Here is an 18,863-nt window from a genome sequence, read left to right as displayed (position 1 = left end):
GGTTGGTCGTTTTGGTTAGTTCCGCTGGCTGGGGTGCCAAAAGGTCACCCGCCGTTCAAACAAGGACATCGCGCCATAGAAGGCGGAGCCGGCAATCGCCGCGACAACAATCTCGGCCCAGACCAGATCAAGCGCAAGCTGACCGACCGAGGTAGAGATGCGAAACCCCATTCCCCGCACGGGAGAGCCGAAAAATTCAGCAACAATCGCCCCGATCAACGCCAAGGTCGTGCCGATCTTGAGACCATTGAACACGAAAGGCATCGCAGCAGGCAAGCGCAGCTTGAACAACGTCGCCCAATAACTGGCTGCATAGGTCCGCATCAGATCGCGCTGCATCGCATCCGTCGCTTGCAGGCCCTGCACGGTGTTCACCAGCATCGGAAAGAACACCATGACGACCACCACGGCGGCCTTTGACTGCCAATCAAACCCGAACCACATGACCAGAATAGGTGCCATGCCAATCACCGGCAGTGCCGCGACAAAGTTACCAACCGGCAACAGCCCGCGTTGCAAAAACGGAAACCGGTCAATCGCAATCGCGATCAGGAAGGCCGCACCGCAGCCCAGAACATAGCCCGACAGCGCGCCCTTCAGCACGGTCTGCACAAAATCCACCCAAAGGATATCGACCGACGACACCAACCGCAGCGCGATCAGCGACGGCGCAGGCAGCAAGACCTGCGAAATCTCGAGCCCCCGCACGATGCCTTCCCACACGGCGATCAGCGTCGCCCCAAAAACCAACGGTGCCGCCAAAGACACCCACCGCGCCGGACGCAACCGCGCCAGCCGAATGTTGACCCACATGCCGAAAGCCCACGCCAGCGCTGCAAATACCAGCCAGATCATCGCGCCATCCCCATCCGTTTCAACGTCACCCGTTGGATCAGACCAATGATCCCCACCAGCAGCGCCGCCAGCGCCGCCGCCATAATCAGCGCGCTCCAGATCTGGATCGTCTGGCCATAATAGCTGCCCGCCAGCAACCGCGCCCCAAGTCCCGCGACCGCCCCCGTTGGCAGTTCACCGATGATGGCCCCGACAAGGGACGCCGCCATAGCAATCTTGAGCGAGGTAAAGAAATACGGCATCGAGGCAGGCAAGCGCAGCTTCCAGAACGACTGGGCCGTGCTCGCATGCCAGGTGCGCATCTGGTCCAGTTGCATTTGGTCAGGGCTACGCAGCCCTTTGACCATGCCCACGACAACGGGGAAGAAAGACAGGTACATGCTGATCATCGCCTTGGGCAGCAAGCCCGACACGCCCACGGCGTTCAGCACCACGATAATCATCGGTGCAATCGCCAGAATGGGAATGGTCTGACTGGCAATGACCCACGGCATTACCGACATATCCATCACGCGGTTGAACACGATCCCCACGGCCAACAAGACGCCAAGCAACGTCCCCATGCCAAACCCCAGAAGGGTCGCGCTCAGCGTGACCCACGAATGATACACCAAAGACCGTTTCGACGTGATCTTTTTCATCACCGTCGTATCCCAAATCTCGGACGCAACCTGATGCGGGGCGGGCAGCTTGGGCTTTTTCTGCGACCACGTGTCCGCGACCAGCGATGTCGTCGTCACCACCTCACCCGACCGCGTCGCCTTGTCATAGGTCCAGTCCGAATTCAGCCAGATTGCCGCCGCATACCACAGCGCAAACAAAACCCCGACCACGGTCAGCACAGGCAGAAAGCTCGCCCTCATCGCGCGCCCCCTTGCTTCCAAATGGTTTGCAAATCCTCCCCGAAGGGCTGGGCTGCGGCAGGTGCGCGATCAATCATCCGCATGCCCTGCCCGCAACCCTTCGCGCACCCGATGCGCGATCTCCAGAAATTCCGGTGTTTCGCGGATGTCCAAAGGGCGCTCTCGCGGCAGCGTACTTTCGATCACATCAGCAATCCGTCCCGGGCGCGGGCTCATCACCACGATTTTTGTGCTCAGATACACCGCCTCGGGGATGGAGTGGGTGACAAAAGCGATGGTCTTTTGCGTGCGCGCCCACAGACGCAAAAGCTGTTCGTTCAAATGGTCACGCACGATCTCGTCCAACGCACCAAAGGGTTCGTCCATCAACAAGATATCCGCATCAAACGCCAAGGCCCGCGCGATAGATGCCCGTTGCTGCATCCCGCCCGACAGTTGCCAAGGGTACTTGCGCTCGAACCCCGCCAGCTCGACCAGCTCCAGCACCTGACGGACACGCGCCGCCTTATCCGCCTTGGAATACCCCATGATCTCGAGAGGCAGACGGATGTTGCCACCGATCGTACGCCATGGATAAAGCCCCGCCGCCTGAAACACATAGCCATAAGCCCGCGCCCTGCGTGCCTCGGCAGCGCTCACGCCATTCACCGTTATCTCGCCACCCGTTGGCTGCTCAAGGTCCGCCATACAGCGCAGAAACGTCGTCTTGCCGCAGCCCGATGGCCCGATAAAGCTAACGAAATCGCCCTTTTCGATATCAAGCGAGACGTCTTTCAGCGCGTGGACAGGGCCGTCGTTCGTTTCAAATGTCAGGGATAGGTTCTGGGCCGAGATCACGGGCGCGGTGCTCATATGCTGCGTCCCTCTTCTGCCGTACAACGTGCTCGCATTTATGCTGGCCTTTTTCTTCATATGTCAGCGCGGCGCAACCGCCGCGCCGCTTTGGCGGGTCCGCGTTCAGATCCCCGCAGGGATGTTCAACGGATCGCGTTTGATCAGTTTCGGCGCAGTCAACTCTTTCCACTTGCTCAGCGCAAGGTTGGCCGACGGGAAGGCAGGCCGCGGCACAAAGCGTCCGCGTCCGGGGTTGGGCTGCGAATTCTGCCCCCAGGCCCAGATGACCTCGCCGCGACTGAGAGTATAGCGTGCCTGTGCCTTGACCTCAAAGCCTTCAAAGACGTTGTAATCCAGAATGGAATGGTGGTTCGCGGTTGAAATCGTCTTGCTGATTTTTGGATCCCAGACGACGATATCCGCATCCGCCCCTTCGACGATGGCCCCTTTGCGCGGGTAGATGTTCAGGATTTTCGCCACGTTGGTAGAGGTCGCGGCGACGAATTCATTCGGTGTCAGCCGGCCCGTCTCGACGCCTTCGGTCCACAGAACTGCCAGACGCTCTTCCAGCCCGTTCGACCCGTTGGGGATGATGCGGAAATCGTCCTTGCCCGCGCGTTTTTGCTCGGTCGAGAACGCGGCGTGGTCCGTCGCAACCACCTGCAACGATCCCGACTGCAAGCCCGCCCAAAGGCTGTCCTGATGGTCCTTGGACCGGAACGGCGGCGACATGACACGGCGTGCGGCGTGATCCCAATCCTTGTTGAAATATTCTGATTCGTCCAAGGTCAGGAACTGGATCAGTGGCTCGCCGTAGACCCGCATCCCCTTTTGCCGCGCACGGCGGATCGCCTCGTGGGTCTGCTCGCAGGACACATGCACGATATAAAGCGGCACCCCTGCGGCATCTGCGATGGTGATCGCGCGGTTCGCGGCTTCGCCTTCCAGCTCGGGCGGACGGGAATAGGCGTGCCCCTCTGGCCCCGTGATCCCCTGATTGAAATACTTCTCTTGCAAGGCCGCAACCAGATCACCGTTTTCGGCGTGCACCATGGGCAGCGCACCCAGTTCAGCACAGCGCTGGAAGGATGCAAACATCTCGTCATCCTCGACCATCAAGGCACCCTTGTAGGCCATGAAGTGCTTGAACGAATTCACCCCCATCTCGACGGCGTCTTTCATCTCGTCAAAGACATTCTCGTTCCAACCGGTGATCGCCATGTGATAGCCGACGTCCGAACAGATCTGCGGTGCGGATTTGCGGTGCCATTCATTGATCGCGTTCTTGATCGACCCATCCGCACCGGGCAGACAGAAATCGACGATCATCGTGGTCCCGCCCACAGCCGCGGCCCAAGTCCCCGTCTCGAAGGTTTCGGCCGCCGTGGTCCCCATAAAGGGCATCTCGAGGTGGGTGTGCGGATCAATACCGCCGGGAATGACATAGGCCCCTTCGGCGTCGATGTATTCGTCGCCCACCAGATCCTCGCCGATCTGTTTGATGATCTCGCCCTCGATCAGCACATCCGCTTTCCAGGTCCGATCCGCCGTGCAGACCATGCCGCCCTTGATAACCTTACTCATTTTTCCCTCTCCCCTATCTGTCTTCCAATTGGCCTAAATCCCGGGGGTGTGGGGGCTGGCCCCCACTGCGCAATAGCTGCGGCCCCCGCCCGGATCAGCCCACAATCTCGGCTGTTTCCAGCACCGCGTGCAGCAGTACATCGGCACCCGCTTTGGCCCAGTCTTTGGTGATTTCTTCGGCCTCGTTATGGCTTAGCCCATCGACGCAGGGGCACATGACCATTGCTGTCGGCGCCACCCCGTTGATCCAGCAGGCATCGTGACCGGCCCCCGAGATGACATCCATATGACTATACCCCAGCCGCTCTGCTGCAGACCGGATTGCGGAGACGCAGCCTTCGTCAAACGTTACGGGATCAAAGCCGCCGACCTTTTCAAAGGCAACCTCAAGCCCCATGTCATCGGCGATCTTCTGGCCTTCGACCCGCAGACGCTTTTCCATATCTTCGATCACGCTCAAATCAGGCGACCGGAAATCGACGGTAAAGATCACTTGGCCCGGAATGACATTGCGCGAATTCGGGTAGACCTCGAAATGCCCTGCGGCACCAACCGCGTGGGGCGCGTGGGACCATGCGATCTGGTCCACGGCCTCAAGCATGCGCGCCATGCCAAGCCCTGCGTTCTTGCGCATGGGCATCGGGGTTGATCCGGTGTGTGCATCCTTGCCGGTCACGGTGACTTGGGTCCACGACAGCCCCTGCCCGTGGGTGACGACACCGATATCCTTACCTTCAGTCTCAAGGATCGGGCCCTGTTCGATGTGCAGCTCGAAAAAGGCGTGCATCTTCCGGGCGCCGACCTCTTCGTCGCCTTGCCAGCCGATCCGCTCGAGCTCATCACCAAAGCTCAGGCCCTCGGCATCGGTCTTTGCATAGGCCCATTCTTGCGTGTGGATGCCGGCAAAGACACCGGACGACAGCATGGCGGGCGCATAGCGGGTGCCTTCTTCGTTGGTCCAGTTGGTCACGACCACGGGGTGCTTTGTCTTGATCCCCAGATCGTTCATCGTGCGCAGCAATTCCAACCCGCCAAGCACGCCCAATACGCCGTCATATTTCCCGCCCGTAGGCTGCGTATCCAGATGCGACCCGACATAGACCGGCAGTGCATCGGGGTCAGTGCCATCGCGCTGCGCAAACATGTTGCCCATCGTGTCGAGACCCATGGTGCAGCCGGCCTCCTCGCACCATTTCTGGAACAGGGCGCGGCCTTCGGCGTCTTCGTCGGTCAGCGTCTGGCGGTTATTCCCACCTGCCACACCGGGGCCGATCTTGGCCATCTCCATCAGACTGTCCCACAGACGATCAGGGTTGATCTTCAGGTTTTCACCGGGCGCGGCCATAGCGGTTTCCTTTGCGTTTTCTACCTTGTGGAAGGTGTAAATTTTTACCATTTGGTAAATCCACGATTGCGGCTAGGGTTAAGTCTGTCAAGAAATGCTTTCCTTGGGGCCACCCGTCACTGGCGGACTGCCGCATTTTCAGGCACTTACACCGGAAGGGACCGCGCCATGCCCGACGCCACCGCCAAGAAAAAGCCCAGCCGAATCCAAAGGCGCAACCGGCGTGTCATACTGGACGCCGCGCTGGATGTGTTTTCCAGCTACGGATTTCGGGGCGCAACGCTGGATCAGATTGCCACAGAGGCGGGGCTCAGCAAACCAAATATATTGTATTATTTCAGTGGCAAAGAAGAAATTCATACGACCCTTCTCAGCCAGCTTATGGAAACATGGCTGGACCCTTTGGTAGAGCTCGACGCCCACGGTGACCCGCGCACAGAGCTGTTGGATTACGTGCAGCGCAAGCTGGATATGGCGCGGGATTTGCCCCGCGAGAGCCGGCTGTTCGCTGGTGAAATTTTACGCGGTGCGCCGCATATGGGCCCTCGATTGCAAAGCGATCTAAAGCCGCTTTTTGATGAAAAATGCGCCGTCATTGCGGCCTGGATGGACGCAGGAAGGATCGCACGGATGGACCCGCGGCATCTGATATTCTCGATCTGGTCCACAACGCAGCACTATGCGGATTTTGCCCCACAGGTGGCGCTGTTGCTTGAGGGCGACGCCGAACAGCATCAACAGGCGTCGGATCATCTACGGCTGATGTTCTCTACGTTGCTGACCCCCGCCGCACCGGCAAAATAGCGGCGGGGGCCAAGGTTCACTCTGCCGCCGTGGCGGAGGGGTTGTTCGGGTGCGTCGTCCAGTTGGCATACGCCGCTTCGACCGTTTTTCCGGTACGCGGGTCCGTGGTGCCCGTGGCCAGTTCCACCATAGAGATGCAATCCTCGACAGGGCAGACATTGACGCACAGGTTGCAGGCCACGCATTCATCGTCGATCACGCTGAACGTCCGGTCTTCGGACATGGCAATCGCCTGGTGCGACGTGTCTTCGCAGGCTGCAAAACATCGCCCGCACGAGATGCACAAATCCTGATCGATCTTGGCCTTGGCGACATAGTTCAGGTTCAGCTGGTTCCAGTCGGTCACGTTGGGCACCGCGCGGCGGACCAGTTGATCGACCGACGTCATCCCCTTGTCGTCCATATATTCTGACAGGCCGCTGATCATTTCCTCGACGACCTTAAAGCCATAGGTCATCACGGCGGTACAGACCTGCACGTTCCCCGCCCCAAGTGCGAGAAACTCTGCCGCGTCGCGCCATGTGGTCACGCCGCCGATACCACTGATCGGCATATCAGCCGTGGCAGGGTTGCGGGCGATCTCGGCCACCATGTTCAGCGCAATGGGTTTCACCGCCGGACCGCAATAGCCGCCATGGGTGCCTTTGCCGTCGATTGTCGGTTCGGGCGCGAACAGGTCCAGATCGACCGAGGTGATAGAGTTGATCGTGTTGATCAGGCTCACCGCATCCGCACCACCGCGTTTCGCGGCCTCGGCGGGATAAAGCACATTGGTGATGTTCGGCGTCAGCTTTACGATCACCGGCATCCGCGTGTACATTTTGCACCAGCGGGTCACCATTTCGATGTATTCAGGCACCTGCCCCACGGCAGACCCCATGCCGCGTTCGGCCATCCCGTGCGGGCAGCCAAAGTTCAGCTCGATCCCGTCGGCACCGGTGTCCTCCACATGCGGCAGGATCGCTTTCCACGCCTCTTCCTCGCACGGGACCATGATCGAGGCGATCAGCGCACGGTCGGGGTAGTCGCGTTTGACCGCTTTCATCTCGCGCAGGTTCACTTCAAGCGGACGGTCGGTGATCAGCTCGATGTTGTTGAGCCCCAACAGCCGCCGGTCCGCCCCATAGATGGCACCGTAGCGCGGGCCGTTGACATTGACGACCGGCGGGCCCTCCATGCCGAGCGTTTTCCACACGACACCGCCCCATCCCGCCTCAAAGGCGCGGCGGACGTTGTATTCCTTGTCCGTTGGCGGCGCGGATGCCAGCCAGAACGGGTTCGGGCTTTTGATGCCCACGAAGTCGCTTCTTAGATCAGCCATTTGCGTTCTCCTGTAGGGGCTTAGCCCATCAATACCATGTGAATGTCCATCGCCGCGTCGCGCCCTTCGGCAACGGCTGTCACGGTCAGGTCATCGCCGCCGCTGGCGCAATCCCCGCCTGCCCAGACCCCATCAACGCTAGTGCGTCCGGTGCCATCGACCTTGATCTTGCGCGCCTCAAGCATCGGCAGCGCGTCGCCCTGCAACGTCTGGCCGATGGCCTTGAACACTTGATCCGCAGCAAGGCGCAGGGTCTGACCCGTGCCCTGCATCTGGTCATCCACATACTCGAATTCGATCTCGCGCACGGCACCGTTGCCGATCACGGCGACCGGCGTGGCATGGGTCACGATCCGCACCCCTTTAGAGGCGGCAAGATCCTGTTCAAACACGCTGGCGTTCATCCGGTCCCGCCCGCGGCGATAGACCAGCGTCACATTCAACGCCCCCAACAGTTTCGCCTGAATGGCCGCGTCGATCGCGGTCATCCCGCCGCCAATCACCACAACGTCGCGGCCGATTGGCACGGCGGCTACATCGCTGGCCTGACGCAGATCGGCGATGAAATCGACGGCATCCAGGACGCCGGCCTTATCCTCGCCCTCAGCACCCAAAGCGTTCACACCGCCAAGGCCCATACCAAGGAACACAGCGTCATAGTCGGCCCGCAGGTTGTCCAGCGTCATTGCCGCACCGAGGGCCGCGTTATTCTGCACGGTGATGCCGCCGATCTTGAGCAGCCAGTCGACCTCTGCCTGCGCGAACCCGTCTGGTGTTTTGTAGGTGGCGATCCCGTATTCGTTCAGGCCGCCGGGCTTGGGTCGCGCGTCAAAGACGGTGACATCATGACCCATCATCGCCGCACGGTGCGCACAAGAAAGCCCTGCCGGACCCGCTCCCACAACCGCGACCCGTTTGCCCGTCGGTGCTGCGCGTTTAAACGGATGCGACCCCTTGGCTTGCAGATGGTCCGTGGCATAGCGTTGAAGCTCGCCGATCTTGACCGGCTTGCCCTCGGCCGCTTCGCGGACGCAAGCCTGTTCGCACAGCTGTTCGGTCGGACAAACGCGGGCACACATGCCGCCCATGATGTTCTGGCTCAGGATGGTCTTGGCCGCAGCATCCGGTGTGCCGGTGGCGATCTGCCGGATGAACAGCGGAATATCGATGTCCGTCGGGCACGCCGTGATGCACGGCGCGTCGTGACAGAAATAGCATCGGTCTGCGGCGACCAGCGCCTCGTGCACATCCAGCGGCGGGTGCAAATCCGAAAACTGCGCGGTGTAGGCATCAGCGTCCAGCCTTCCGGCAGCGACCCCCGGTTCAAAGATTTTCTGCGACATTTTTTTATCCCTGCTGTCACTATTTATTCAGAAACGCTCCCACGGAATGATTTTTTTATCAACTGGTAAAATTATTTCACTGTTGTGAAATTTCATGCGCAAACGCCCGCCTGTTGTGAATTTGCGGGCAAAAACTCTTGATTTTGTCCTTTTTGGCGCCAAAATCAGAGGTGCGACGCGAAAGACTTTCGACCCCTCAGCCCTTAGGCGCTGGTGCGATCAAGTTCTGACCGAGCCACGCTGCCGCATAATGTGGGCAGGACAAACACAGGAGTAACGGGGCATGGCGACTGGCACCGTAAAATGGTTCAATACTACAAAGGGATATGGCTTTATCGCGCCTGATGGCGGCGGCAAGGATATCTTTGTTCACATCTCGGCGGTTGAACGCGCTGGCCTGACCGGGCTTGCCGACAACCAGAAGGTGACATTCGACATCGAGGCAGGCCGTGACGGCCGTGAAAGTGCTGCAAATATCGCACTGGCCTGACCCGGCCCACGCCGGATCATAATAATTTTGACGACGGGCGCTTCGGTGCCCGTTTTTTGTGCAAAGTTACCGGTTCTCGTTGATCTGATCGATCAGGGTCAGCACTTTGGGCCCCAGTGCATCGACGATTCTGGTGACGCCCTGCGCGTTCGGGTGCACACCGTCTGCTTGGAAAAAGCTCCGTGCCTGCGCCAGATCAGGCTGTTTGCCATTCTCTGACAGACCGTCGAAAAAGCTGCCCATCAGCGTCGCGTCATACTGCGCGGCCAGATCGGGATAGATGCTGTCAAAAGTCGTTTTATACTCTGGCCCGAAGTTGCCCGGTGCCGTCATGCCGACCAGCAGCACCTCGACCTCGGCGTCCTGCGCGGCCTTGAGTATCCCGTCCAGATTGGCACGGCTGACCGACGGATCGATCCCGCGCAAAAGGTCGTTCCCGCCAAGCGTCACGATCATGCCATCCACCTCGGGCGTCATGGTCCAGGCAACACGTGAAAGCCCGCCGGCGGTGGTATCCCCAGACACGCCCGCGTTGATGACCGTCACCTCGGCCCCGTTCTGATCCAGCCAGTTTTGCAGTTGAGGCACGAACCCGTCTTCGGCAGGCAGACCGTATCCCTGCGTCAGACTGTCGCCCAATGCCGCAAGAACAAGCGGTTCCGCCAGTGCGGGGCCTGCTAATACTAGAACAAGTGCCGTCGTAACCTTGCGCATCATGGTCGAACCTCCATATCCAACAGGGACCGTATTTCAAAAGGCAGCCCTATGACCGACCCGGTGTTCCAGCTTCAAGATGCATCCCTGAAACTGAATGGCAACGCCGGAAAGGTCGACATCCTACATGGGATCACTCTGGACGTCGCACAAGGCGAGACGGTCGCCTTTACCGGCCCGTCGGGGTCGGGCAAGTCTTCGCTGCTGATGGTGATGGGCGGGCTCGAGAGGGCCACAGGCGGTTCCGTGCGGGCCTTGGGTGAAGACCTCAGCACGCTGTCCGAAGACGGGCTGGCCAAGTTTCGCCGCGGACGGATGGGCATCGTGTTCCAGTCTTTCCACTTGATCCCCACAATGACCGCGCTGGAAAATGTCGCCACCCCGCTTGAACTGAACGGCGTGGCTGATGCCTTTGACCGCGCCGAGGCCGAATTGCACGCCGTGGGTCTGGGTCACCGGCTGAACCACTATCCCGCACAGATGTCGGGCGGCGAACAGCAGCGGGTTGCATTGGCCCGCGCCTCTGCCCCGCGACCGGCGATCCTGTTGGCGGATGAACCAACCGGCAATCTCGACAGCACCAACGGGGCCGCGATTATGGAGCTGTTGTTCGATCTGCGCGAAAAGCATGGGGCAACGCTGGTGCTGGTGACCCACGCCGATGATCTGGCCGCCCGCTGTGATCGGGTGGTGACGCTGACCGACGGGCGCATCGTCGGCGGGACCGGCGCATGAGCCTGCGTCTGGCCGGCCGTTTTGCCCGCCGCGAGATGCGCGGGGGGCTGCGCGGGTTCCGTCTGTTTCTGGCCTGCCTCGCCCTTGGCGTCGCGGCGATTGCCTCCGTAGGGTCTGTACGGTCCGCTATCGAAGGCGGGCTGCAACGCGAAGGCGCGGCCCTGCTGGGGGGCGCGGCAGAGATTGATTTCACCTATCGTTTCGCCACCCAAGACGAACGCGACTGGATCGAAACCCAAGCCAGCGCCGTGTCCGAGGTCGTCGAATTCCGGTCCATGGCCGTCGCCGGTGACGGCTCCGCAGCAGACCGTGCGCTGACGCAGGTAAAGGCGGTCGATGATCTGTACCCGCTGGTGGGCGACATGGTGCTGGAACCCGCGATGCCGCTGGAACAGGCGCTTGGCATAGAAAACGGGCTGTCGGGTGCCGTGATGGAGCGCGCCTTGTCCGACCGTCTGGGCCTATCCCCCGGCGATACCTTCAAGCTTGGCGTCAAGGAGTTCCGCCTGTCCGCCCTGATCGCCCGCGAACCCGACAGCGCCGCCAGCGGCTTTGCCCTTGGCCCCCGTACCCTGCTGCGCACCGATGCGTTGGAGGGTGCCGGCCTGCTGGCCGAAGGGACGCTGTTCAACTCTAAATACCGGATGCTGCTCCCCCCCGAAACCGATCTCGATCAGCTTAAGTCCTCCGCCCGTGCGCGGTTCGAAAACAGCGGGATGCGCTGGACCGATGCGCGCAATGGCGCACCGGGGGTATCGCGCTTTGTCGAACGGCTCACTGCGTTTTTGATCCTTGTGGGCCTGTCCGGTCTGGCTGTGGGCGGCGTCGGCGTGTCGGCTGCTGTACGGTCTTATTTGACCGGCAAGACAGAGGTCATTGCCGTGCTCCGAGCCCTTGGGGCAGACCGTGCGACGATCTTCCAGACATACTTTATCCAGATCGGCGCGCTATCGCTTTTGGGCGTCGCCATTGGCGTGGTGTTGGGGGCCGTGGCCCCGCTGGTTTTTGCGCCACTAATTTCCGCGCGGCTGCCGATCCCTGCGGCCTTTGCCATCTACCCCGCACCGCTGGCCGAGGCGGCGATCTACGGGCTGCTCACGGCGTTTGCCTTCACGCTCTGGCCACTGGCGCGCAGCGAGAACATCCGCGCGGCGACCCTGTTTCGGGATGCATGGGACGGGGCCGCACGCTTTCCCGCGCCGCGCTACGTGGCGGTCATCTTGCTGACCGTCGCGCTGCTGGTCGGGCTGGCGGGGTGGTTCAATGGCAGCTGGTGGCTGACGCTTTGGACCTTGGGTGGCATCGCAGGCGCGCTCGGGATACTCACGCTGGCTGCACTGCTGGTGCGTTTCCTTGCGCAACGCGCTGCCGTTCTGGCACGCGGACGACCGCGGCTTCGCTGGGCCTTGACTGCGATTGGCGGCAGTGGCGAAGGGGCGGGTGCCGTGGTCTTGTCGCTCGGTCTTGGCCTATCGGTACTGGCCGCCGTGGGGCAGATCGACGGCAACCTGCGGCAGGCGATTTCGGGCAACCTGCCCGATGTTGCCCCGTCGTATTTCTTTGTCGATATCCAGAAAGACCAGATCGAGGGCTACACTAAACGGCTAACCGATGACCCGGCTGTGCGCCGCATCGATAGCGCACCGATGCTGCGCGGGGTCGTCACACAGATCAACGGCAGGCCCGCCAAAGATGTGGCAGGCGATCACTGGGTTGTGCGGGGCGACCGCGGGGTGACCTATGCCGAGGCCCCTGATGACGACACGGTGATCACCGCGGGCGAATGGTGGGCACCTGATTATGACGGCCCGCCGCTGATCAGCTTTGCCGCCGAAGAAGCCGAAGAGATCGGGCTAGAGCTTGGTGACACGCTGACCATCAACGTGCTGGGGCGCGATATCACCGGCACCATCGCCAGCTTTCAAGAGGTCGATTTCTCGTCCGCAGGGATCGGGTTTATCCTGACCATGAACCCCGCCGCGCTGACCGGCGCACCGCATACCTATATCTCGACCGTCTATGCCGACCCCGAAGCCGAAGCACCGATCCTGCGCGATCTGGCCACGGCTTACCCCAATATCACCGCGATCCGCGTGCGCGATGCGATCGACCGCGTGGCGGCGGTGCTTAGCGGGTTGGCCGCGGCGACATCTTACGGCGCGGCGGCTACTCTTTTGACCGGCTTTCTGGTATTGATCGGGGCAGCCGCGGCAGGGGCAGACGCCCGTCGCTATGAAGCCGCCTTGCTGAAAACGCTCGGAGCCTCGCGCCGCAGCATCGCCACCAGCTTTCTGTTGCGCGCCGCCCTGTTGGGGCTGTTCGCAGGGACCGTCGCGCTGCTGGCAGGTATTTTGGGCGGGTGGGCCGTCAGCCGCTTTGTGATGGATACCAGCTTTGCCGTGGTTTGGCCCTCGGCACTGTTGATCATCACCGGCGGTGCACTGGCGTCGATCCTTGCGTCGCTTGGCTTTGCGATCAATGCCTTGAACGCCAGACCCGCACAGGTGCTGCGCGCCCGCGAATAAGATGGATCCGATAGACCAAAAAGGGAAACGACAATGACGCAGACGACCCAGACGCTGCCCGCCCCCCTGCCGCCGGTGCTGACGGCAGCCCAGCAAACCCATGTGATAAATGTCCTGCGCCGTGCTGCGCGGGCCGAGGTTTTGCCGCGTTTCCGCAATCTGGCACCGGCTGACATTGACACCAAATCCGGCCCGCATGATCTGGTCACCGCTGCCGATCTTGCTGCCGAAGCGATGATCACCCGCGCCCTTGCCACGGCCTATCCCGACGCGCTGGTCATCGGCGAAGAAGCGGTATCGGCGAACCCCGGATTACTCGACAAGATCGCCGAAGCCCCTCTGGCCTTTATCCTTGATCCCATCGACGGCACATCGAACTTCACCCACGGGCTATCGACCTTCGGCATGATCCTTGCGGTGACACGCTTCGGTAAACCGGCCTTTGGCGTGATCTATGATCCGGTGAACGATGACTGGGTGATTGCCGATGATACCAGCACCCCGCGCTTTGAACGCGCCCTTGGGCTTTCGCGTCCGCTGCGCGTCGGCATGGGCAAGCAGATCGAAGAGCTCAGCGGATTTGTCCCGCTGGGAAACTTTACCAAGGAGCTTCGGGTCAAGGTTGCCGCCACCCTGCCGAGCTTTGCCAAGGTGAACTCCCTGCGCTGTTCGGCCCACGAATACCGCACCGTCGCCCAAGGCCATGCCGATTTCATCCTAAGCGGCACACTGCACCCTTGGGACCATGCCGCCGGTGCCTTGATCTGCGCCCAAGCCGGTGCCCACGTCGAGATGCTGTCGGGCGGCCCCTATGACGCGACCCTGCGGACGGGGCATATTCTGGTGGCACCAGACAAGACCACATGGAACCGCCTGCGCAAGGTCTTTGCCTTTCTCGCCGACAGCTAAGGCCGCCCCACGCAAAACGGGCGCGAGGTTTCCCCGCGCCCGTTTTGTCACTCATATCTCTTGAAACTTACTCAGCCGCCTCTGCGTATTCCTCCATCGGCGGGCAGGTGCAGATCAGGTTGCGGTCGCCATGCACGTTGTCGACGCGGTTGACCGGAGGCCAGTATTTGTCGACGCGGAACGCACCGGGGGGGAAGCAACCCTGTTCGCGGGTGTAGGGGCGATCCCATTCGCCGACCAGATCTTCGACCGTGTGCGGCGCATTCTTCAGCGCGTTGTTTTCACGCGGCATGTCACCGTTTTCGATCGCGCGGATCTCTTCGCGGATCGCCAGCATCGCGTCGCAGAAACGGTCCAGCTCGGCCTTGGTCTCTGTCTCGGTCGGTTCCACCATCAAGGTGCCAGCGACAGGGAAGCTCATCGTGGGCGCGTGGAAGCCCGCGTCAATCAGACGTTTGGCGATGTCATCCACCGTCACGCCTGCGCTTTCCTCGAACGGGCGCACATCGAAAATACATTCATGCGCAACCCGTCCCGTTGGCCCTTTGTACAGCACCTCGAACGCCCCTTCGAGCCGCTTGGCGATGTAGTTGGCGTTCAGGATCGCGACGCGTGTGGCCTGCGTTAGCCCGTCACCGCCCATCATCAAACAATACGACCACGAGATCGGCAGAAGCGACGGCGACCCGTAGGGTGCAGCCGAAACAGCGCCTTCACCACCGTTCGGATGGCCCGGAACATGCGCGATGAGGTGCGATTTCACACCAATCGGACCCATGCCGGGGCCACCGCCGCCATGCGGAATGCAGAATGTTTTGTGCAGGTTGAGGTGGCTGACATCGCCGCCCACATCGCCCGGACGCGCCAAACCGACCATGGCGTTCATATTCGCCCCGTCGATATAGACCTGACCGCCGTGATCGTGGGTGATTTTGGTCACCTCGGTCACGGTTTCCTCGAACACGCCGTGGGTCGAGGGATAGGTGATCATGCAGCCCGCAAGGTTTTCGCTGTGCTTTTCCGCCTTGGCGCGGAAGTCGTCCAGATCGATATCGCCGTTGGGGGCGGTTTTGATCACAACAACCTTCCAGCCAACCATATTTGCGCTGGCGGGGTTGGTGCCGTGGGCCGACATGGGGATCAGGCAGATGTTGCGATGCCCTTGCCCGTTGGCACGGTGATAGGACGCAATCGCCAGCAGACCCGCATATTCACCCTGCGCACCCGAGTTGGGCTGCATGGAAATCGCGTCATAGCCGGTGATGTCACACAGCTTGGAGGACAGGTCGTCGATCATATGCTTATACCCAAGCGCCTGATCTTGCGGCACAAACGGGTGGATCATCGAGAACTCGCGCCAGCTGACGGGCATCATTTCCGCAGCCGAATTCAGCTTCATCGTGCACGACCCCAGCGGAATCATCGCACGGTCCAAGGCCAGATCACGATCGGCCAAACGACGCATATAGCGCATCATTTCGGTCTCGGCGCGGTTCATGTGGAAGATCGGGTGGGTCAGATATGCGCTTTCGCGCAGCATGTCGTCGGGGAAGCGATATTGCGCCTCGAACTTCTCATCTGTGCGGCGAATACCAAAGGCACGCCAGACGGCTTCGATCGTGGCAGGCACGCTGCGCTCGTCGAGGCTGATGCCGACGCGGGTCTCACCGACGCGGCGCAGGTTGATGCCCTCGTCCACGGCAGATTTCATCACAGCGGCCTGCAAGGGGCCGACATCAACCGTCACCGTATCAAAAAAGGATTTCGGATCGACCTTGAAACCGGCTTCTTCCAGCCCGTTGGCCAAGCGTACAGCCTTGCGGTGAATACGCTGTGCAATCGCCTTTAGACCGTCTGGCCCATGGAAAACCGCATACATCGACGCCATCACCGCCAGCAGCGCTTGCGCGGTACAAACGTTCGACGTCGCCTTTTCGCGGCGGATGTGCTGTTCACGCGTCTGCAGTGACAAACGGTAGGCACGGTTGCCGTGGGCATCAATCGACACGCCAACAATGCGGCCGGGCATGGCGCGCTTATAGGCGTCCTTGCAGGCCATATAGGCCGCGTGCGGGCCGCCATATCCTTCGGGCACGCCAAACCGCTGGGTGGACCCGACAGCGATATCCGCGCCCATGGCACCGGGTTCTTTCAGCAGCGTCAACGCCATCGGATCAGCGGATACGACACCCAAAGCACCAGCGTCATGCAGCGCAGTCATATGGTCGGTAAAGTCGCGCACATGGCCGTAGGTGCCGGGATACTGGAACAGGGCACCGAAAACAGCGCTCGCGTCCATTTTGTCCGGATCGCCGATGATCACTTCGATATCCAGCGGGGCCGCGCGGGTCTGGATCACGGCGATGTTCTGGGGGTGGCAATCGCGGTCGACAAAGAACGCCTTGGCCTTCGATTTCGACAGGCGCATCGCCATCGTCATCGCTTCGGCACAGGCCGTCGCTTCGTCCAGCAGAGACGCGTTGGCGACCTCGAGGCCGGTTAGATCGCTGATCATAGTCTGGAAGTTCAACAGCGCTTCAAGCCGGCCCTGACTGATCTCGGGCTGGTAGGGCGTGTAGGCGGTGTACCATGCGGGGTTTTCAAAAATGTTGCGCTGGATCGCAGGCGGCGTCACCGTGCCGTGATAGCCCTGCCCGATCAGCGAGGTCAGCACCTTGTTCTTGCCCGCTACCACGCGCATGTATTCTAACACTTCGCGCTCTGACATCGGCTTGCCAAAATCCAGCGGCTCTTTCTGGCGAATTTGAGCGGGCATCGTGTCATCGATCAACGCGCCAAGGCTCTGCGCGCCGACAGTTTTCAACATGTCCGACATCTCTGCCGGAGAAGGCCCGATATGTCTGCGGTTGGCAAAATCATACGGCAAATATTCGGTCGGTTTGAAAACCATGGCGCAGGGCCCCTCTTCCAAATGGTATAAAATCCCCGCCGGAGGCTCCGGCGGGGCAGCGGGCTTTACCCGATGAACTTTTGATAGGCGGCTTCGTCCATGAACTCGTCCATCTGGCTCGGGTCGGACGCCTTCATCTTAAAGAACCACGCCTCGCCCTGCGGGTCGTCATTCACCAGGGCGGGGTTGTCGGACAGCGTGCTGTTGACCTCGATGATCTCGCCATCAATCGGTGCCAGAATATCGGACGCCGCCTTGACGGATTCGATCACGACAACTTCGTCGTCCTTGCTGACAGTCGTGCCTTCATCGGGCAGCTCGACAAACACCACGTCGCCCAGCTGTTCGGCCGCGTGAATGGTGATGCCAACGACGATTTCGTCGCCTTCAACCCGCAGCCACTCGTGTTCTTCGGTAAACTTCATACTTCCATCCTTCACTAGATTATCTTTTAAAATTCGCCGCAACAAAGGGCAGCTTGGCAACGGTCACTGGCAGACGCTTGCCGCGGACTTCGCCCCACAGCATCGTATCAATACCCGCCTGCGCCTCACTGACATAGCCCATTGCGACAGGCCCGCCTACCGTCGGCCCGAAACTGCCCGACGTCACTTCGCCCACCTGCGTGCCACCTGTCGCGGCATCAAAAAGCGGTGTGCCGTCGCGCATGGGGGCACGGCCTTCGGGGGCCAGACCGACACGCTTGCGCGCCGTGCCAGTTTCGAACGCGGCCTGCACAGCGTCGGCACCGGGGTAGCCCCCTGCACGGTCACCACCAACGCGGCGGGCCTTCTGGATCGCCCATGTCAGGCTTGCCTCCACCGGGTTTGTGCCCGCATCGATGTCATTGCCGTACAGACACAACCCCGCCTCGAGCCGCAGCGAATCCCGCGCGCCCAGACCAATCGGCGCGACGCCCTCGATCTCCAGCAAACGGCGGACCAATGCTTCGGCCTGCGCTTCTGGTACAGACAGTTCGAATCCGTCCTCGCCGGTGTAGCCCGACCGCGAGGCCCAGACCTCTACGCCGTCCAGCGTCAACGTCGCAAAATCCATGAACCGCATCGCGTCTGCGGCCGGATCAAGCGTGGCGATGGCCGCGCCTGCGGTCGGCCCCTGCACAGCAATCAAGGCACGGTCGGTGATCGGTGTAACGGTGAGCTCAGGCTCAAGCGCCGCTTTCATCCGCGCGATGTCGGACTCCTTGCAGGCCGCATTCACGACAACAAACAGGTCATCGCCACGACGCGCAAACATCAGATCATCCTCGATCCCGCCCGCGTCATTGGTGAAAAACCCATAGCGTTGACGCCCGTCTTCCAGCCCCAGCACGTTCATCGGCACCAGCGTTTCAAACGCCAGTGCTGCGGCCTCCCACGACGGGCCGGTCACCATCACCTGCCCCATGTGGCTGACGTCGAATACGCCCGCAGCGGCACGGGTATGCAGGTGTTCCTTCATCACGCCCATCGGATACTGCACAGGCATGGAATAGCCCGCAAAGGGCACCATCTTGCCACCCAGTTCCAGATGAAGATCGTATAGCGGTGTCTGTTGCAAATCGCTCATGGTCACGCGGCCTTTTCCATATCCAGAAGGCCATTGACCATACTGGCACCCAGCAGACCGC

The 18,863-nt window shown here is 61.0% G+C and carries 16 protein-coding genes; 5 read left to right on the top strand and 11 right to left on the bottom strand.

Annotation, left to right across the window (positions count from 1 at the left end; all coding sequences use genetic code 11):
• Nucleotides 1-15 precede the first annotated feature (15 nt).
• The 5 genes from ACVBAU_RS03820 to ACVBAU_RS03800 form a co-directional block, all read right to left on the bottom strand.
• Nucleotides 16-855, bottom strand: coding sequence for an ABC transporter permease (locus ACVBAU_RS03820; protein WP_448327985.1), 840 nt, complete (start codon nucleotides 853-855; stop codon nucleotides 16-18).
• A complete protein-coding gene (locus tag ACVBAU_RS03815) occupies nucleotides 852-1,718 on the bottom strand; it encodes an ABC transporter permease (RefSeq protein ID WP_138924354.1) in 867 nt (288 codons plus the stop codon). The genes ACVBAU_RS03820 and ACVBAU_RS03815 overlap by 4 nt, the downstream gene beginning before the upstream one ends.
• 69 nt (nucleotides 1,719-1,787) lie before the next feature.
• Entirely contained in the window at nucleotides 1,788-2,570 is a 783-nt protein-coding gene (locus ACVBAU_RS03810) for an ABC transporter ATP-binding protein (protein WP_448327983.1), read from the bottom strand.
• 105 nt (nucleotides 2,571-2,675) lie between these two features.
• A complete protein-coding gene (gene hydA, locus ACVBAU_RS03805; protein ID WP_138924356.1) occupies nucleotides 2,676-4,136 on the bottom strand; it encodes a dihydropyrimidinase in 1,461 nt (486 codons plus the stop codon).
• A gap of 94 nt (nucleotides 4,137-4,230) precedes the next feature.
• The gene (locus ACVBAU_RS03800; protein ID WP_448327981.1) at nucleotides 4,231-5,481 is read right to left on the bottom strand and encodes a Zn-dependent hydrolase; all 1,251 of its coding nucleotides are present in this window, start codon (nucleotides 5,479-5,481) and stop codon (nucleotides 4,231-4,233) included.
• Between the two features lie 168 nt (nucleotides 5,482-5,649).
• Here ACVBAU_RS03800 and ACVBAU_RS03795 point away from each other — a divergent pair, with 168 nt between their 5' ends.
• On the top strand, nucleotides 5,650-6,285 hold the full coding sequence (locus tag ACVBAU_RS03795) for a TetR family transcriptional regulator C-terminal domain-containing protein (RefSeq protein WP_448327979.1): 636 nt from the start codon (nucleotides 5,650-5,652) through the stop codon (nucleotides 6,283-6,285).
• Nucleotides 6,286-6,301: 16 nt separating this feature from the next.
• Here ACVBAU_RS03795 and preA read toward each other — a convergent pair whose 3' ends face one another.
• Both preA and ACVBAU_RS03785 read right to left on the bottom strand, forming a co-directional pair.
• Nucleotides 6,302-7,606, bottom strand: a complete 1,305-nt coding sequence (gene preA / locus ACVBAU_RS03790) for an NAD-dependent dihydropyrimidine dehydrogenase subunit PreA (protein WP_138924358.1) — start codon at nucleotides 7,604-7,606, stop codon at nucleotides 6,302-6,304.
• Between the two features lie 20 nt (nucleotides 7,607-7,626).
• The gene (locus ACVBAU_RS03785) at nucleotides 7,627-8,949 is read right to left on the bottom strand and encodes an NAD(P)-dependent oxidoreductase (protein WP_448327977.1); all 1,323 of its coding nucleotides are present in this window, start codon (nucleotides 8,947-8,949) and stop codon (nucleotides 7,627-7,629) included.
• 283 nt (nucleotides 8,950-9,232) lie between these two features.
• Here ACVBAU_RS03785 and ACVBAU_RS03780 point away from each other — a divergent pair, with 283 nt between their 5' ends.
• Nucleotides 9,233-9,439 carry a cold-shock protein gene (locus ACVBAU_RS03780; RefSeq protein ID WP_138663098.1) on the top strand — a complete coding sequence of 69 codons (207 nt, stop codon included), beginning with the start codon at nucleotides 9,233-9,235 and terminating at the stop codon, nucleotides 9,437-9,439.
• A 66-nt stretch (nucleotides 9,440-9,505) separates the two neighbouring features.
• Here ACVBAU_RS03780 and ACVBAU_RS03775 read toward each other — a convergent pair whose 3' ends face one another.
• Complete coding sequence (locus tag ACVBAU_RS03775) at nucleotides 9,506-10,156, bottom strand: arylesterase (protein WP_448327975.1); 651 nt, start codon at nucleotides 10,154-10,156, stop codon at nucleotides 9,506-9,508.
• A 48-nt stretch (nucleotides 10,157-10,204) separates the two neighbouring features.
• Here ACVBAU_RS03775 and ACVBAU_RS03770 point away from each other — a divergent pair, with 48 nt between their 5' ends.
• Genes ACVBAU_RS03770 through ACVBAU_RS03760 form a run of 3 tightly spaced genes read left to right on the top strand, consistent with a single transcriptional unit; the run spans nucleotide 10,205 to nucleotide 14,322 of the window.
• A complete protein-coding gene (locus tag ACVBAU_RS03770; RefSeq protein WP_093731418.1) occupies nucleotides 10,205-10,888 on the top strand; it encodes an ABC transporter ATP-binding protein in 684 nt (227 codons plus the stop codon).
• Complete coding sequence (locus tag ACVBAU_RS03765) at nucleotides 10,885-13,413, top strand: ABC transporter permease (protein ID WP_448327973.1); 2,529 nt, start codon at nucleotides 10,885-10,887, stop codon at nucleotides 13,411-13,413. The genes ACVBAU_RS03770 and ACVBAU_RS03765 overlap by 4 nt, the downstream gene beginning before the upstream one ends.
• 33 nt (nucleotides 13,414-13,446) lie before the next feature.
• Nucleotides 13,447-14,322, top strand: coding sequence for an inositol monophosphatase family protein (locus ACVBAU_RS03760; RefSeq protein WP_448327972.1), 876 nt, complete (start codon nucleotides 13,447-13,449; stop codon nucleotides 14,320-14,322).
• Nucleotides 14,323-14,389: 67 nt separating this feature from the next.
• Here the strand turns inward: ACVBAU_RS03760 and gcvP are convergent, their stop codons facing one another.
• The 3 genes from gcvP to gcvT form a co-directional block, all read right to left on the bottom strand.
• Nucleotides 14,390-17,233, bottom strand: a complete 2,844-nt coding sequence (gene gcvP / locus ACVBAU_RS03755; protein WP_448327970.1) for an aminomethyl-transferring glycine dehydrogenase — start codon at nucleotides 17,231-17,233, stop codon at nucleotides 14,390-14,392.
• Nucleotides 17,234-17,298: 65 nt separating this feature from the next.
• Nucleotides 17,299-17,658, bottom strand: a complete 360-nt coding sequence (gene gcvH / locus ACVBAU_RS03750) for a glycine cleavage system protein GcvH (RefSeq protein WP_093731422.1) — start codon at nucleotides 17,656-17,658, stop codon at nucleotides 17,299-17,301.
• Nucleotides 17,659-17,677: 19 nt separating this feature from the next.
• The gene (gcvT, locus tag ACVBAU_RS03745; protein ID WP_448327968.1) at nucleotides 17,678-18,802 is read right to left on the bottom strand and encodes a glycine cleavage system aminomethyltransferase GcvT; all 1,125 of its coding nucleotides are present in this window, start codon (nucleotides 18,800-18,802) and stop codon (nucleotides 17,678-17,680) included.
• Nucleotides 18,803-18,863 lie beyond the last annotated feature (61 nt).

The organism is Sulfitobacter sp. M13 (genome assembly GCF_053474885.1).
The sequence above is the reverse complement of the archived record's forward strand: the minus strand, read 5'-3'. Positions and strand labels throughout refer to the sequence as shown.

What these genes read in the sequence shown, in the direction of transcription:
- gcvH (WP_093731422.1), bottom strand. Translation starts at nt 17,658, where the DNA reads ATGAAGTTTACCGAAGAACACGAGTGGCTGCGGGTTGAAGGCGACGAA.
- ACVBAU_RS03765 (WP_448327973.1), top strand. Translation starts at nt 10,885, where the DNA reads ATGAGCCTGCGTCTGGCCGGCCGTTTTGCCCGCCGCGAGATGCGCGGG.
- ACVBAU_RS03770 (WP_093731418.1), top strand. Translation starts at nt 10,205, where the DNA reads ATGACCGACCCGGTGTTCCAGCTTCAAGATGCATCCCTGAAACTGAAT.
- ACVBAU_RS03785 (WP_448327977.1), bottom strand. Translation starts at nt 8,949, where the DNA reads ATGTCGCAGAAAATCTTTGAACCGGGGGTCGCTGCCGGAAGGCTGGAC.
- ACVBAU_RS03820 (WP_448327985.1), bottom strand. Translation starts at nt 855, where the DNA reads ATGATCTGGCTGGTATTTGCAGCGCTGGCGTGGGCTTTCGGCATGTGG.
- ACVBAU_RS03775 (WP_448327975.1), bottom strand. Translation starts at nt 10,156, where the DNA reads ATGATGCGCAAGGTTACGACGGCACTTGTTCTAGTATTAGCAGGCCCC.
- gcvT (WP_448327968.1), bottom strand. Translation starts at nt 18,802, where the DNA reads ATGAGCGATTTGCAACAGACACCGCTATACGATCTTCATCTGGAACTG.
- hydA (WP_138924356.1), bottom strand. Translation starts at nt 4,136, where the DNA reads ATGAGTAAGGTTATCAAGGGCGGCATGGTCTGCACGGCGGATCGGACC.
- ACVBAU_RS03760 (WP_448327972.1), top strand. Translation starts at nt 13,447, where the DNA reads ATGACGCAGACGACCCAGACGCTGCCCGCCCCCCTGCCGCCGGTGCTG.
- preA (WP_138924358.1), bottom strand. Translation starts at nt 7,606, where the DNA reads ATGGCTGATCTAAGAAGCGACTTCGTGGGCATCAAAAGCCCGAACCCG.
- ACVBAU_RS03800 (WP_448327981.1), bottom strand. Translation starts at nt 5,481, where the DNA reads ATGGCCGCGCCCGGTGAAAACCTGAAGATCAACCCTGATCGTCTGTGG.
- ACVBAU_RS03780 (WP_138663098.1), top strand. Translation starts at nt 9,233, where the DNA reads ATGGCGACTGGCACCGTAAAATGGTTCAATACTACAAAGGGATATGGC.
- ACVBAU_RS03810 (WP_448327983.1), bottom strand. Translation starts at nt 2,570, where the DNA reads ATGAGCACCGCGCCCGTGATCTCGGCCCAGAACCTATCCCTGACATTT.
- gcvP (WP_448327970.1), bottom strand. Translation starts at nt 17,233, where the DNA reads ATGGTTTTCAAACCGACCGAATATTTGCCGTATGATTTTGCCAACCGC.
- ACVBAU_RS03795 (WP_448327979.1), top strand. Translation starts at nt 5,650, where the DNA reads ATGCCCGACGCCACCGCCAAGAAAAAGCCCAGCCGAATCCAAAGGCGC.
- ACVBAU_RS03815 (WP_138924354.1), bottom strand. Translation starts at nt 1,718, where the DNA reads ATGAGGGCGAGCTTTCTGCCTGTGCTGACCGTGGTCGGGGTTTTGTTT.